General features: G+C 64.1%; 16 protein-coding genes and 1 tRNA gene. 16 read left to right on the forward strand and 1 reads right to left on the reverse strand.

The annotated features are described in order from the left end of the window. The first annotated feature begins 4 nt into the window (after positions 1-4). Genes MF606_RS19930 through MF606_RS19945 form a run of 4 tightly spaced genes read left to right on the forward strand, consistent with a single transcriptional unit; the run spans position 5 to position 3,826 of the window. Entirely contained in the window at positions 5-481 is a 477-nt protein-coding gene (locus tag MF606_RS19930; protein WP_240231069.1) for a hypothetical protein, read from the forward strand. Further along, positions 478-1,950, forward strand: coding sequence for an efflux RND transporter periplasmic adaptor subunit (locus tag MF606_RS19935; protein WP_240231070.1), 1,473 nt, complete (start codon positions 478-480; stop codon positions 1,948-1,950). The genes MF606_RS19930 and MF606_RS19935 overlap by 4 nt, the downstream gene beginning before the upstream one ends. Continuing rightward, positions 1,950-2,630 (forward strand): ABC transporter ATP-binding protein, encoded by a 681-nt coding sequence (locus MF606_RS19940; RefSeq protein ID WP_240231071.1) that lies wholly within the window; start codon positions 1,950-1,952, stop codon positions 2,628-2,630. The genes MF606_RS19935 and MF606_RS19940 overlap by 1 nt, the downstream gene beginning before the upstream one ends. After that, positions 2,627-3,826 (forward strand): ABC transporter permease, encoded by a 1,200-nt coding sequence (locus MF606_RS19945; RefSeq protein WP_240231072.1) that lies wholly within the window; start codon positions 2,627-2,629, stop codon positions 3,824-3,826. The genes MF606_RS19940 and MF606_RS19945 overlap by 4 nt, the downstream gene beginning before the upstream one ends. 92 nt (positions 3,827-3,918) lie before the next feature. Here MF606_RS19945 and MF606_RS19950 read toward each other — a convergent pair. Then, a tRNA-Ser gene (locus MF606_RS19950) sits at positions 3,919-4,008 on the reverse strand. Positions 4,009-4,249: 241 nt separating this feature from the next. On the opposite strand from MF606_RS19950, the gene MF606_RS19955 reads away from it, so the two are divergent. From MF606_RS19955 to MF606_RS20010, 12 genes are all read left to right on the forward strand, one after another. Then, a complete protein-coding gene (locus MF606_RS19955; RefSeq protein WP_240231073.1) occupies positions 4,250-5,023 on the forward strand; it encodes an MBL fold metallo-hydrolase in 774 nt (257 codons plus the stop codon). 249 nt (positions 5,024-5,272) lie between these two features. Beyond that, the gene (gene rplU, locus MF606_RS19960; RefSeq protein WP_240231074.1) at positions 5,273-5,896 is read left to right on the forward strand and encodes a 50S ribosomal protein L21; all 624 of its coding nucleotides are present in this window, start codon (positions 5,273-5,275) and stop codon (positions 5,894-5,896) included. Positions 5,897-5,908: 12 nt separating this feature from the next. Beyond that, on the forward strand, positions 5,909-6,175 hold the full coding sequence (gene rpmA / locus MF606_RS19965) for a 50S ribosomal protein L27 (RefSeq protein ID WP_240231075.1): 267 nt from the start codon (positions 5,909-5,911) through the stop codon (positions 6,173-6,175). 123 nt (positions 6,176-6,298) lie between these two features. Then, the gene (locus MF606_RS19970; protein WP_240231076.1) at positions 6,299-6,829 is read left to right on the forward strand and encodes a GNAT family N-acetyltransferase; all 531 of its coding nucleotides are present in this window, start codon (positions 6,299-6,301) and stop codon (positions 6,827-6,829) included. Continuing rightward, entirely contained in the window at positions 6,826-7,497 is a 672-nt protein-coding gene (locus MF606_RS19975; RefSeq protein ID WP_240231077.1) for a Type 1 glutamine amidotransferase-like domain-containing protein, read from the forward strand. The genes MF606_RS19970 and MF606_RS19975 overlap by 4 nt, the downstream gene beginning before the upstream one ends. Further along, on the forward strand, positions 7,491-8,009 hold the full coding sequence (locus MF606_RS19980) for a GNAT family N-acetyltransferase (RefSeq protein WP_240231078.1): 519 nt from the start codon (positions 7,491-7,493) through the stop codon (positions 8,007-8,009). The genes MF606_RS19975 and MF606_RS19980 overlap by 7 nt, the downstream gene beginning before the upstream one ends. Then, a complete protein-coding gene (locus MF606_RS19985; protein WP_240231079.1) occupies positions 8,006-8,527 on the forward strand; it encodes a GNAT family N-acetyltransferase in 522 nt (173 codons plus the stop codon). Before MF606_RS19980 ends, MF606_RS19985 begins: the two co-directional genes overlap by 4 nt. Then, positions 8,524-9,060, forward strand: coding sequence for a GNAT family N-acetyltransferase (locus tag MF606_RS19990; RefSeq protein WP_240231080.1), 537 nt, complete (start codon positions 8,524-8,526; stop codon positions 9,058-9,060). Before MF606_RS19985 ends, MF606_RS19990 begins: the two co-directional genes overlap by 4 nt. Beyond that, positions 9,057-10,100, forward strand: coding sequence for a GTPase ObgE (obgE, locus tag MF606_RS19995; RefSeq protein ID WP_240231081.1), 1,044 nt, complete (start codon positions 9,057-9,059; stop codon positions 10,098-10,100). Before MF606_RS19990 ends, obgE begins: the two co-directional genes overlap by 4 nt. After that, a complete protein-coding gene (gene proB / locus MF606_RS20000; protein WP_240231082.1) occupies positions 10,100-11,245 on the forward strand; it encodes a glutamate 5-kinase in 1,146 nt (381 codons plus the stop codon). Before obgE ends, proB begins: the two co-directional genes overlap by 1 nt. After that, a complete protein-coding gene (locus MF606_RS20005; protein ID WP_240231083.1) occupies positions 11,232-12,512 on the forward strand; it encodes a glutamate-5-semialdehyde dehydrogenase in 1,281 nt (426 codons plus the stop codon). Before proB ends, MF606_RS20005 begins: the two co-directional genes overlap by 14 nt. Positions 12,513-12,518: 6 nt before the next feature. After that, on the forward strand, positions 12,519-13,160 hold the full coding sequence (locus tag MF606_RS20010; protein WP_338084392.1) for a nicotinate-nucleotide adenylyltransferase: 642 nt from the start codon (positions 12,519-12,521) through the stop codon (positions 13,158-13,160). The last annotated feature ends 197 nt before the right edge of the window (positions 13,161-13,357 follow it).

The raw sequence follows: 13,357 nt of genomic DNA on the forward strand, positions 1-13,357 counted from the left end.
GACAATGATCCCGTCAAAACACCTGTCCGTCCTGCATGCCGGCCTCATGCTTGCGGTCCTCGCCACCGGCTCGGCCGCCCATGCGCAGCCGGCCGATTCCGACGACGCCGCCCTCGCCTATGCCCAATGCATGCGGGACAATGGTTATGCCGAATTTCCGGACCCCACCCCCGGCAAGGGCATGCAATTCCTGATCAACCCCGAAACCGCACCACGCTTCCACAAGGCGGCCGCTGCGTGCCGCGATCTTGCCCCGGCAGGCCTGGGTAGTGAAGCCGCGACGCCCGAGCAATTGGACGCTCTGGTCAAGCTTTCGCAATGTGTCCGCGAGAACGGCTTGCCCGACTTTCCCGATCCGGGTCCCCAGGGCAGTTTCGACCTTGGGAGCACCGATATCGGCCCTGGCGATGCGCGCCTCGAAAAGGCGATGGCCGCCTGTGCTGAGCTGGCCGCAGGCAGCCGGATCGTTATCGGCGGATGACGCGTACCCGAACCATAGGTGCAACCAGCGCCGCGGCGATCCTCGCTGCGGCCGTCACCATTGCCGGCTTTCTGTGGCTCCGGCCAGCGCCCTCGACCGCCACGCCGTCGGCAACGCCGGTTGCAACGGCTGCGGTCCTGCGCGGAACATTGCTCGATACCAAGACCGTGACCGGCACCCTCGGCTATGGCGAACTCAGCGCCCTGCGACCGAGCCTTGCCGACACATCCGCCATGGTAACCTGGATCGCTCCCGTCGGCTCAATCATCGAACGCGGCAAACCGCTCTATGCGCTGGATGGGCAACCGGCGATCCTGTTCTACGGATCGGTCCCGCAGCACCGCACCCTGCGCTTCGATACGAACACACCATTGCCAATCTGGGTCGAACTCGAACGCGCGCAAACGGCGCTCGAAGCGGCAAACCTGGCACTAGACCTCGCCCGGGAACGGCTCGCGGATGCCGAAACCCGCACCATCGATGTCAATGCCAGGCTCGACGACGCCCACTCGACCGCGCCCATAACGGCCCAATTCATCGAGCTGGCCGGAGCCGTGGCCGGCGCCGAAACCAAGCTTGGTCGTGTGACGGAACTCTCGGCTGCGCAATTGGCGCCACCCGTGGAGGTCGCCGCCGCGCAAGCCGAGCTCGCCGCCGCCCGCGCCGCGTTCGACGCGGCGATCAGGGCCATCCGCAAAGACCTCGCCGCCGCCCGCCTTGACGCCATCACAGCGCGCGTCGCCGTCGCCGAGGCCGGCATAAAACGTGACGAACTCCGGACCGGGCTGGATGCCCTCCTGGCGCGCGCTGGTGACGACGCCGACATCCAGCAGATTGCCGACAATCTAGCCGCTCTTGGCTACGAGGGGACACTCGCCGATCAGGTCCGTGCCTGGCAGAAGGCCTCGGGCCAACCGGTAACCGGTATCGTTGCTCCCAGCGACATGGTGGTCGCTGCGGGCCCGGTGCACATCGCGGACTATGGCGCCAGCGTCGGCGAAACATTGATCGCGGCCTCGCCGGACCGTGACGCGATCCTTGATTACTCCAATACCGAGAAGCTGGTTACCGTCCCTCTCGGCGTTGGCGACCGGGGCTTTGCCGCCATCGGTCGCGAAGTCGGCGTCACGCTGCCCGACGACAGCCGGATCGACGGTGTCATATCCGAAATCGGCTCCGTCGTGACCGAAGGTAATATCGAGGTGACGGTGACCATCGCCGACCAGACGGCCCTGGGCGGCCTCGAGGTTGCGTCGGTGGATGTCGAATTCGTCAGCGATAGCCGCGAGGATGTTCTCTCTGTCCCCATAACCGCATTGCTCGCCCGGCAGGAAGGCGGCTTCGCCGTCGAAGTCATCAGTGGAAGCAAGAGCACCCTGGTGTCCGTCGATACCGGTCTTTTCGCCGCCGGCCGGGTCGAAATTACCGGCGACGGTATCGACGAGGGCGTTGAGGTCAGCGTGCCTTGATGAGCAGCATCGTCTCCCTGCGCAATGTCTCGCGCGCCTTCGCGGGAGGTGTCTTCGCGCTGCGCGACGTCAATCTCGATATCGGGCGCGGCGAGCTTGTCGCCATTGTCGGCCCGTCCGGGTCGGGCAAATCGACCATGCTCAACATTATCGGCACGCTCGACCGCGCCAGTGCCGGGGAGGTCGAGATCGATGGCCGCAACGTCGCCCAGCTTGGCGACAGCGCGCTATCGGCCCTGCGGGCGCATCGCATCGGCTTCGTCTTCCAGCACTTTCATCTGTCCCCGGGCGTATCGGCCCTCGATAACGTCGCCGACGGTCTGCTCTATACCGGAGCCTGCCTTCGCGAGCGCCGCCTGCGGGCGGAAGCCGCCTTGGGCGAGGTGGGACTCGGGCATCGCCTCGATCACCATCCCCATCAACTATCGGGCGGCGAGAAACAGCGCACCGCGATCGCGCGCGCCCTGGCGCGCCGCCCTATGCTGCTTCTGGCGGACGAACCAACCGGTGCGCTCGACAGTACTTCAGGCGAAGGCGTCGTCCAGCTCCTGCTCGGGCTGCATCGCGAGGGGACAGCCGTCGTCGTCATCACGCATGATCGCGACCTCGCCGCCCGTTTCGATCGGCAGGCCGCAATGCGCGACGGCCAATTGGTCGACGACAGGAGGCGGGACGCATGACGGCGCTGCAACCGGCAAGATTATCATGGGTCGACGTCGCGCGGCTCGCGGCCTATGGGCTTCGCGCGCGACCGCTTCGGGTCGTCCTGTCGGCGCTCGGCATCGCCATCGGCATCGCCGCCATGATCGCCGTGGTCGGCATTTCCACCTCCAGCCGGGCCCAGCTCAACCATCTCCTCGCCGAACTCGGCACCAACCTGCTGAGCGCCGGCCCGGGAACCTCCATGTTTGGAGAGGCCGCGACCATGCCGCCGGAATCGGTATCGATGATCGAGCGGATGGCGGCCGTGCAGTCGGTCAGCGCCGTCGGCCAGCTCACCGAGGCAAAAGTCTATCGCAGCAACCGCATTCCCGAGAGCCAGTCCGGCGGCATGGCCGTCTTCGCCGCCCGGCTCGATCTGCTCCAAACGGTGGGCGCGAAGATCGATGCTGGCTCCTGGCTCAATGCGGCCACGGCGCAATATCCGGCGGTGGTTCTGGGCGCTCGGGCCGCCGCGCGCCTGGGCATCAGCCACCATCTCATCGGTCAGCCGATCTGGCTCAGCGGCCGCTGGTTTACCGTCATCGGCATCCTGGAGCCGGTATCGCTGGTTCCCGAACTCGATCTGTGCGCCCTGATCGGCTGGCCCGCAGGCGAGCGTTATCTCGCCTTCGAGGGCGACATCACGACGCTCTATGTCCGGGCCGACCCGGACGAAATCGAGGCCGTGCGAAATCTCCTTGCCCGAACCGCCAACCCTGAACAACCCAACGAGGTGGACGTCTCCCGCCCCTCCGATGCCCTCGCGGCCGAAGCCGCAGCCGATGTGGCTTTCACCGGCCTTCTCCTGGGCCTTGGCGCGGTCGCGCTACTGGTCGGCGGCATTGGCGTCGCCAATACAATGGTTATCTCCGTGCTGGAGCGTCGCGCTGAGATCGGCCTGCGCCGGTCGCAGGGCGCAACCCGCGGTCACATCCGCCTCCAGTTCTTCGGCGAGGCGCTGCTGCTGGCGCTGCTCGGAGGCGGCAGCGGCATCGCCATCGGCTGCCTGGTGACAACGGCCTATGCGGCGCTCCAGGGCTGGCCGGTCGATATCCCGCTCTGGGTCGCCGCGGGCGGCATGGCCGCGACGCTCACGATCGGCGGCCTTGCCGGCCTCTATCCCGCCATCCGCGCCGCCCGACTGGCCCCAACCGAAGCCCTTGGCGCAGCCTAGCGACCACGATCAGGGATCCTGACCCGTGCACTCAAACAGCAGACATCAATCGCCCGCAAATGCGGGACCTAGCTCAGTTGATTTTGAGGAAGTGGCGGAGAGAGAGGGATTCGAACCCCCGATAGAGTTGCCCCTATGCCGCATTTCGAGTGCGGTGCATTCAACCACTCTGCCATCTCTCCGCGAGATCGATGTAGGCGCCCCGGAAGGGACCGTTGGTCGACACGGGCGGGCTTATGACATAGCAATAACGGCGCCGCAACACCCCTTGTAGCTTTCCGCGTGCTTTGGACGTCCGCCGACTCTGGTTCAGCGATCGGCATCGTTGCTGGACCGACCGTCACGATTTCGTGGGTGACGAACCTCTGGGCGATCCGCTGCGTTCTGACGAACGCAAGGCTTCATCATAATGGGAGGATTTCAATGGTACAGCGTCGCGATGTGGTTGCCGGCATGGCAACCTTGCCGCTGGTGGCCCTGGGCACCGGCATGCTGACCACGGCTTGGGCACAGGAGAGCGCAGTGCTGGACGGAGATGTTCTTTCGACCTCTGGCGGAGATGTAACCATCCATCCCGTCGACCATGCCAGCCTGCTGCTCGGTTTTGGTGAGGAGGTCATCTATGTCGATCCGGTCGGCGGAGCCGCCCGGTACGAGGGCCTGCCGCCGCCGACGGCCATCCTCATCACCCACGGTCATGGCGACCACTTCGACATTCCGACGCTCGAAGCCATCGCCGGCACGGCGCCGATCCTCACCAGCCAGGAGGTTTTCGACAAGCTGCCCGAGGCACTCAAGGCCAATGCGACCGCCGTCGCCAATGGCGGATCGGGCGACCTCAACGGCATCCCCGTCGCGGCCACTACGGCGCATAACACCACTGCGGACCGCATGAAGTACCACCCCGTCGGCGTCGGCAATGGCTACCTGATCACCTTTGGCGACAAGGTGGTCTATGTAGCCGGCGATACCGAACCGACACCCGAAATGCTGGCGCTTACCGGTATCGAGGTCGCCTTCCTGCCAATGAACCTGCCCTATACCATGACGCCCGAGCAGGCCGTCGAGGCTATCAATACGTTCAAGCCCGCCATCGTCTATCCCTACCACTATGGCGAAAGCGACCTTTCGGTGCTTGAAGGCGGGGTTGGTGCCGATACCGAAGTGCGGCTGCGCGACTGGTATGCGCTGAGTTGAACCCGCAGCGAATGTGCCGCTGACGGCCCGGCAACGCTTGACTCTTGGGGCATTTGCCCTGATAAGCCGGACCAGAAACACGCGCTGGCTCTGCTGGCGCGCTTTTCTTTGTTTGAAAACGCTGTTCGAGGCTGCCCGCCGGTTTGATCGCCGGCTGACTGTTCGAAGACCGCAGGATCTGGGCTTTCACCTGCGGCGCCACAGGGCGCGATACAATGGGACCGGGCGTTTGACGCTCCCGGTTATGCTATGACTTTTGCCGTGATCAAAACCGGTGGCAAGCAGTACAAGGTTGCCGCCAACGACATTCTCAAGATTGAAAAGCTCGACGCCGAAGCCGGCACGATCGTCACCTTTGACCAGGTGCTGATGGTTGGCGACGAAGTCGGTGCTCCGCTGATCGAAGGCGCGCTCGTCGCTGCCGAACTGCTCGAGACCAAGAAGCAGAAGACGGTCATCATCTTCAAGAAGAACCGTCGCCACAATTATCGTCGCCGCAACGGCCACCGCCAGTTGCTGTCGACCGTGCGCATCACCGAGATCCTGACCGGCGGCGCCAAGCCGACGATCAAGGCCGCTGGCGTTGCTGCACCCACCGAAACCGTAGTCTCGGGCAAGCCTGCCAAGGTCCGCGCTGCCGCTAAGGCAGCCGCTGCAACGGAAACCAAGGCCCCGGCTGCCAAGAAGGCTGCCGCGCCCAAGGCCGCTGCCGCTGCGGAAACCGCCGAAGCTCCGGCCAAGGCACCCGCCAAGAAGGCTGAGACCAAGGCCGCACCGAAGCAGGCTGCTGCTGAGACCACCGAAGCCGCCGCTGAAAAGCCGGCGAAGAAGGCCCCGGCCAAGAAAGCCGCGCCCAAGGCCGACAAGGAATAAGGAGCTCTAGAGATGGCACACAAAAAAGCAGGCGGTTCATCCCGCAACGGTCGTGATACCGCTGGCCGTCGTCTTGGCGTCAAGAAGTTCGGCGGCGAAGCTGTAATCGCCGGCAACATCATCATCCGCCAGCGCGGCACCAAGTGGCATCCCGGCACCGGCGTTGGCCTGGGCAAGGATCACACCATTTTCGCGCTCGTCGACGGCAAAGTCGCGTTCCGAACCCGTGCGAATTCGCAAGTTTTCGTTTCCGTCGACCCGGCGGAGGCCGCCGAATAACCCGGCAGGTCTCTCGAACCCAGCCGGTGACCTTTTCCCCGGCTCGTGTTCGCGAAATGCGAAAATAATCCAAGGGGAATCGGTGCGCCGGTTCCCCTTTTCGCATTCTGGATCAGCATTCAAATGGACAGCCTCAAGGACCGCCTCCCCGCCGCGCTTCATACCGACCGCCTGGTGCTGACCACCCCGACCATGGCGCATGCCCCGGCAATCGCCCAGCTCGCCAATAATCGGCGCATCCACGAGGTTATGTCGCGCCTGCCGTTTCCCTATTCGGAAGAAGACGCGCGGCTCTTTATTGAAGAGATCGTGCCAGGCCCGAACGAGCTTTGCTACGCCATCCTGCTGGGCGGCGAGACCTTTGTGGGCATTGTTGGCCTGACATTTGCCGAAACGACACCGCCCGAGCTGGGTTACTGGCTGGGCGAGCCGTTCTGGGGCAAGGGCTACGCCACCGAAGCGGCGGCGGCTGTCGTCGCTGCGGCGCGTAAGGCCGGTATTCCAGTGCTGCGATCGCGCGCGCTCTTCGCCAATTCCGGCTCCCGGAACGTTCTGCGCAAAGTTGGGTTTGCCGAGGTCGGCGAGACCATCGACAGTCAGGGCACTCTCGCCGGGCAGCGCCTGGCGCAGATGCGGCTGGAGTTCGGGCGATGAGGCTCTACCTGTCGTCCTACAGACTGGGCAACGCCACCGAACAGTTGTTGCACCTGATGGGGAATGGAAGGCGCGTCGGTATTATTCCCAACGCGCTCGACCTCATCCCTGCCGACGACCGAGAACGCTATCGGCTAACCACCTATGACCCGGCCGCGGAGTTTCTCCGGCTGGGGTTGGAGGCCGAAACGCTCGACTTGCGGGATCATTTTGGCAGGGGTGGCTTGGACCAAATACTGCCCCGCTACAACTTGATCTGGGTTCTGGGCGGCAACAGCTTCGTGCTGCGCCGCGCCATGGCCCAGAGTGGCTTTGATCAGGCGATAGCGGCAGCCTTGTCCGATGACCTCCTGGTCTTTGGCGGCTTCAGCGCTGGCGCGGTCGTCGCCACGCCTACGCTGCGGGGGATCGAACTCATCGACGATCCTCGTCCAGTGCCGCCGGGCTACGCCGAACCAATCCTGTGGGATGGATTGGGCCTGGTCGACTTCTCCATCGTGCCGCACGTCGATTCCGACCATCCCGAGACCGAGTTGGCGGCAAGCTCGGCCGCCCACCTGGCCAAGCACCGGATGCCTTATCGTACCCTGCGCGATGGCGAGGTCATCATCCGTGATGGCGTCCACATTCGCCTCGTCGACGCGCGCGGGGAAATCGGCCCATGCTAGAGTTGCACACACGACGGTTGATCCTGCGCGAGAGCACCCTCGACGATGCCCCTTGCTATGCCTTGGGCGTCGGTGAGTACGACGTGGCCAAATTCCTGACGCCGGTGCCTTATCCCTACACGCTCGCCATGGCGATCGATTGGCTGCGGCAGGCCCAGCCCGCCACACCCGAGCAATCCATGTTGATCGTCGAACTCCCGGGCAAGGGCGTCATCGGCTGCGTATCGCTGATCAATGAACTCGGCTTCTGGATTGCTCGTCCGCATTGGAACCGGGGCTATGCCAGCGAAGCTGCGACGGCCCTGCTCGACTGGCATTTTGCCGGGACAGACCACGCTATGGTCAAATCCAGCGCCCACCATAACAATACGGCATCGCTTGCCGTGCAGAAGAAGCTCGGCTTTGTGCCGACGGGACGAGAAATGCGCTTCAGCCAGACCTTGCAGCACAATGTCGATCACGTGGTGACCAGCCTGACACGGGAAGCCTGGCAATCGCGAGGCATGCGATGACACTGAAGCAGGCATTGCCGGACACAGTAGTCGCGGCGCGGCTGACACTGCGCCCACCAACCGATACCGACATCGCCGACCTGATGACATTGGCCAACAACCCCAATGTCATCGAGCACACGGCAACGCTCGCCTATCCCTATCGGCGCGAGGACGGCGAGAAGTTCGTCGCCACCCTCGACCATGCCGATACCCCACGCTCCTATGCCATCGCCAATGGCGACAACCGCCTGATGGGCGTGATGCTGCTCAAGCTGGCCGTGGGCGAGGCGCCCGAACTGGGCTATTGGCTGGGCGAGCCCTATTGGGGCCGAGGTTATGCCAGCGAAGCCGCCCTGGCCCTGCTCGACGCCGCCAAAGGCGTTGCTCCACTGGTATCGGCTCGCGTATTGGCGGCTAATCCTGCCTCGATCCGCGTGCTCGAGAAAGTGGGCTTCACCGTCACCGAGCGCACGGTCAGCGTCGTCGCCCGGCACGCCGGCAAACCCATCGTCATCATGCACTGGCGGGCATCATGAACGTCACACTCCGCACGCCACGCTTCGTGCTGCGCCCGGCGCAAACAGGCGACGCCGAAGCGATTGCCCGCTATCTCAATGACTTCGCGGTGGCGGGCAACCTTGCGCGGGTGCCGTTCCCGTATCACCTGTCCGACGCCAAGGCGTGGCTGCGCACCCGCGTGCCCAACCTGCCAGTCGAGGAAACCAACTTTTCGATCGACTTGCCGGGCGAGGGTCTCGCCGGCCATGTCGGGTTTCATCGTGGACCGCTTGGGCCCATTATCGGCTACTGGCTGGGCCAGCCGTTCTGGAACCGTGGTATCATGACCGAGGCCGTCTCAGCCTGTCTCGACTGGTTCTTTGCAGCCAGCACCGAGCCAACGCTTTATTCGGGTGTGTTCCACTTCAATGCGGCGTCACTCGCTATTCAATTGAAGCTCGGATTTACCGAAACCGGACGCTCAACCCTGCTCTGCCTTGCGCGCGGCGCTGAGGTGGAGCATATCGACACCAAACTGACGCGCAGCGTCTGGAAGGCCAGAGACAAATGAAATTTCTTGACCAGGCCAAGGTCTATATCCGCTCGGGCGACGGTGGCGCCGGCGCCGTCTCGTTCCTGCGCGAAAAGTTCGTCGAGTTCGGCGGTCCCAATGGCGGCAATGGCGGTCGCGGCGGCGATATCGTCGTCGAATGCGTCGATGGCCTCAACACCCTGATAGACTATCGCTACCAGCAGCACTTCAAGGCCAAGATCGGCACCCATGGTATGGGCAAGGACCGTGCGGGCGCCAATGGCGAGCCGACCGTGCTGCGCGTCCCCGTCGGCACTCAGGTGTTCGAGGATGACAATGAAACCCTCATTGCCGACATGACCGAGGTCGGCCAGCGCGTCGTGCTGCTTTCGGGCGGCAATGGCGGTTTCGGCAATGCCCATTTCAAGACCAGCTCCAACCAGGCACCGCGCCATGCCAATCCGGGCATGCCCGGGGTCGAGAAGTGGATCTGGCTGCGCCTCAAGCTGATCGCCGATGCGGGTCTGGTCGGCCAGCCCAATGCCGGCAAGTCCACCTTCCTGGCCGCTGTCTCCGCCGCAAAACCCAAGATCGCCGCCTATCCCTTCACCACGCTGCACCCCAACCTCGGCGTGGTATCGATCGGCGAGCGCGATTTCGTCCTGGCCGATATTCCCGGCCTGATCGAGGGCGCCAGCGAAGGCGTCGGCATTGGCGACCGGTTCTTGGGCCATATCGAGCGCTGCGGCGTGTTGATCCATCTGATCGATGGCACGCAAGACGACGTCAAGCATCTCTATACCAGCGTCCGCCATGAGCTGGCAGCCTATGACGAACGGCTGGCCAAGAAGCCGGAAATCGTTGTGCTCAACAAGGTCGACGCCATCGATCCCGACGAGCTCAAGGAAAAGCTCAAAGTGCTCAAAAAGGTCAGCAAGCAGGACGTGCTGCTGGTCTCCGGCGTCACCGGCAAGGGCACCGACTTGGTCCTCTACAAGGTCATCGAGACACTGGACGCCGAAAAAGCCGCCCGGCTTGAGGCCGCGCGCCGCAAGATCGAGCCGAACTGGGCCCCCTGATGAGCGCCAATGCCCTCGCGCCCTATAAGCGCCTGACCATCAAGATCGGCTCGGCCCTGCTTGTCGACAACAAAGGCAAGCTGCGCGCCGCGTGGTTGGCCGACCTTGCCGCCGACATCGCAGCGCTCAAGGCTGACGGCCGCGACGTGGTGATCGTGTCATCAGGTGCAATTGCGCTGGGCCGCGGATTGCTGGGGCTTTCCGCCGTGTCCCTCACGCTCGAGCAATCGCAGGCGGCCGCCAGTGCCGGTCAGATTGCCCTGAGCCAGGCCTGGGCCGAGGCTCTCGGCAGCCACCAGATCGTCACCGGGCAAATCCTGATCACGCCCAATATCACCGAAGAACGCCGCTACTACCTTAATGCGCGCACGACCATCGCGACGCTGCTCGGCCTGGGCGCCATCCCGATCATCAACGAGAATGACAGCGTCGCCACCGCAGAAATCCGCTACGGCGACAACGATCGCCTGTCGGCCCGTGTCGCCACCATGATCGAGGCCGATTGCCTGGTGCTGTTGAGCGACATTGACGGGCTCTACACCGCCCCGCCCGCCAAGGATCCCGCCGCTGAGCATCTGCCGGTTGTGCGCGCCATCACCCCCGCTATCGAAGCCATGGCCGGCGGCGCGGCGAGCCACCTCTCGCGCGGGGGCATGACCACCAAGGTCGAGGCCGGCAAGATCGCGACGCTCGCCGGCACGGCGATGATCATCGCCAAAGGTACCGAAAGCCACCCGCTGCGGACCCTTACCGCAGGCGGCCGCCACACCCTGTTCCATCCAGCACAAAGCCGCGCCCAGGCGCGCAAGCGCTGGATTATGGGAACGCTCGCCGTTGCAGGCACGCTGCAGGTCGACGCTGGCGCGGCCCGCGCCCTACTGACCGGCAAATCGCTATTACCCATCGGCGTGACCAAGGTCACCGGACAATTCGAGCGCGGCGACGCCATTGCCGTGCTCAACTCGGATGGCGCCGAAATCGCCCGAGGTCTGGCCGGCTTTGACAGCGAGGATGCGCGCTTGGTGATCGGCAAACGCAGCGACGCCGTTATCGAACTGCTCGGCTCGGGCAATCGCGGCGCCATGGTCCATCGCGACAATCTCGTGCTGGTGGGCAGCAAGGAGGACAGCAATGAGCGCGCTTGAAGCGGATAAGTCCCTGACCGCCATAATGGCCGAGATCGGCCGCAACGCTCGCATCGGCGCCAAGGCCCTGGCTCTTGCCACGCCGGAGCAGAAGCGCCGCGCCCTGACCGTTGCCGCCGGCGCCATCAATGCGCATCGCAAGGCCATCCTCGCCGCCAATGCGATGGACATGCAGGCCGCCGAAACCAAAGGCATATCCAAGGCCTTTCTCGACCGCCTGCTGCTGACCGACGCGCGCATCGACGGCATCATCGAGGCGGTCCGGACCATTGCCGAACTGCCCGATCCGGTTGGCGCCACCATCGCCGAGTGGGACCGCCCCAATGGCCTTCACATTGAGCGCGTCCGCACGCCGCTCGGCGTCATCGGCGTCATCTTCGAGTCCCGCCCCAACGTCACGGCCGATGCCGGCGCGCTCTGCATCAAGTCGGGCAATGCCGTTATCCTGCGCGGCGGCAGCGACAGTTTTCACTCGAGCAAAGCCATCGTCGAATGCATGCTGGACGGCCTGCACGCTGCAGGCCTGCCGGTGGAATGCTTGCAGCTTGTCCCCACCACCGATCGCGCCGCCGTCGGCGAAATGCTCAAGGGACTTGACGGCAACATCGATGTCATCGTCCCCCGCGGCGGCAAGACGCTCGTCGCCCGCGTGCAGGACGAAGCCCGCGTGCCGGTCTTCGCCCATCTCGAGGGCCTGGTGCATGTCTTCATCGACAAGTCGGCCGATCTTGAGAAGGCGGTGAGCATCACCCTCAACGCCAAGATGCGCCGGACCGGCGTCTGCGGCGCCGCCGAGACACTTCTTGTGCATCAGGACGCGGCCCAGACCCATCTCAAGCCGATCATCGACGCCCTGATCGCCAAGGGTTGTGAAATCCGTGGCGATACCGCTGTGATGTCCCTCATCCCCACCGCAAAACTGGCCACGGAAGAGGACTGGCGCACCGAATACGAAGACGCCATCATCTCGGTGAAGATTGTCGACAGCGTCGAAGCTGCCATCGCCCACATCGAACGATATTCAAGCCACCACACCGAGGCGATCATCAGCGAAGACCCAGCCTCGGTCGAGAAGTTCTTCAACGAGATTGACTCGGCCATCCTGCTGCACAATGCCTCCACCCAATTCGCCGATGGCGGCGAGTTCGGCTTTGGCGGCGAGATCGGCATCGCCACCGGCAAGATGCATGCACGCGGACCAGTGGGCGTCGAGCAGCTCACCAGCTTCAAATACCGCATCCGCGGCAATGGCCAGACGAGACCCTGACCCCTTTTGACCCTGCGCCATCCCATCCGCATGTCAGGCATTACCGAACTGCCGCCCTCCGGGGCCGGTATGCGCATCGGCCTGTTCGGCGGCAGCTTCAACCCGATCCACGAGGGCCATCGCCTGGTCATCGAGGAGACGCTGCGCCGGCTCGACCTCGATGCCATCTGGGTGCTGGTGACGCCGGGCAATCCGCTCAAGAACCACAACGACCTGGCGCCGCTGGCCGACCGCGTCCTCGCCGCGCGGGCCCTGCTCGATCATCCGCGCGTGCGCGTCACCGGATTCGAGGCCGCGCACGGCTTCACCTATTCCTGGCAAACCATCCGCTTCCTCACCCAATCCATGCCGGACCGGCGCTTTGTCTGGATCATGGGTGCTGACAACCTGGTCGATTTTCACCGCTGGGAACGCTGGCAGGATATTGCCGCCATGGTGCCGATGGCGGTCTATGTCCGGCCCGGTTCGGGTCGCCGCGCCCCGGTATCTTTGGCCGCCAGCGCCTTATCGCGCTGGCGCGTCGATGAAGATGATGCGCCGCGCCTGGCCGCGCTGCCACCGCCCGCCTGGGTCTACCTGCATGGGCGGCAATCGCCGCTTTCGTCCTCGGCAATCAGGGCAAGGCGGCAACACGTTAAGTCAAAATGAACGCCCAATCTTGCGAAACCGTCATCAAACGCGCATATTGAAGTGCGTGATTAATAGTCACCAGAACAGGAACTGACTGCTTGTCGTTTTCAGAACGCCTGCAACATTCCGATCAACAACCAAGGATGCTGATCCCCCGCATGACCCATGCACTGGCATGGGCAGAAGGCCATTGCTGATGGTCGCGCTGCCCGAGA

The organism is Devosia lacusdianchii, assembly GCF_022429625.1.
Classification (GTDB): domain Bacteria; phylum Pseudomonadota; class Alphaproteobacteria; order Rhizobiales; family Devosiaceae; genus Devosia; species Devosia lacusdianchii.

What these genes read in the sequence shown, in the direction of transcription:
- MF606_RS19945 (WP_240231072.1), top strand. Translation starts at nt 2,627, where the DNA reads ATGACGGCGCTGCAACCGGCAAGATTATCATGGGTCGACGTCGCGCGG.
- MF606_RS19975 (WP_240231077.1), top strand. Translation starts at nt 6,826, where the DNA reads ATGAGGCTCTACCTGTCGTCCTACAGACTGGGCAACGCCACCGAACAG.
- MF606_RS19970 (WP_240231076.1), top strand. Translation starts at nt 6,299, where the DNA reads ATGGACAGCCTCAAGGACCGCCTCCCCGCCGCGCTTCATACCGACCGC.
- obgE (WP_240231081.1), top strand. Translation starts at nt 9,057, where the DNA reads ATGAAATTTCTTGACCAGGCCAAGGTCTATATCCGCTCGGGCGACGGT.
- proB (WP_240231082.1), top strand. Translation starts at nt 10,100, where the DNA reads ATGAGCGCCAATGCCCTCGCGCCCTATAAGCGCCTGACCATCAAGATC.
- MF606_RS19935 (WP_240231070.1), top strand. Translation starts at nt 478, where the DNA reads ATGACGCGTACCCGAACCATAGGTGCAACCAGCGCCGCGGCGATCCTC.
- MF606_RS19980 (WP_240231078.1), top strand. Translation starts at nt 7,491, where the DNA reads ATGCTAGAGTTGCACACACGACGGTTGATCCTGCGCGAGAGCACCCTC.
- MF606_RS19985 (WP_240231079.1), top strand. Translation starts at nt 8,006, where the DNA reads ATGACACTGAAGCAGGCATTGCCGGACACAGTAGTCGCGGCGCGGCTG.
- MF606_RS19990 (WP_240231080.1), top strand. Translation starts at nt 8,524, where the DNA reads ATGAACGTCACACTCCGCACGCCACGCTTCGTGCTGCGCCCGGCGCAA.
- rplU (WP_240231074.1), top strand. Translation starts at nt 5,273, where the DNA reads ATGACTTTTGCCGTGATCAAAACCGGTGGCAAGCAGTACAAGGTTGCC.
- MF606_RS19930 (WP_240231069.1), top strand. Translation starts at nt 5, where the DNA reads ATGATCCCGTCAAAACACCTGTCCGTCCTGCATGCCGGCCTCATGCTT.
- rpmA (WP_240231075.1), top strand. Translation starts at nt 5,909, where the DNA reads ATGGCACACAAAAAAGCAGGCGGTTCATCCCGCAACGGTCGTGATACC.
- MF606_RS19955 (WP_240231073.1), top strand. Translation starts at nt 4,250, where the DNA reads ATGGTACAGCGTCGCGATGTGGTTGCCGGCATGGCAACCTTGCCGCTG.
- MF606_RS19940 (WP_240231071.1), top strand. Translation starts at nt 1,950, where the DNA reads ATGAGCAGCATCGTCTCCCTGCGCAATGTCTCGCGCGCCTTCGCGGGA.
- MF606_RS20005 (WP_240231083.1), top strand. Translation starts at nt 11,232, where the DNA reads ATGAGCGCGCTTGAAGCGGATAAGTCCCTGACCGCCATAATGGCCGAG.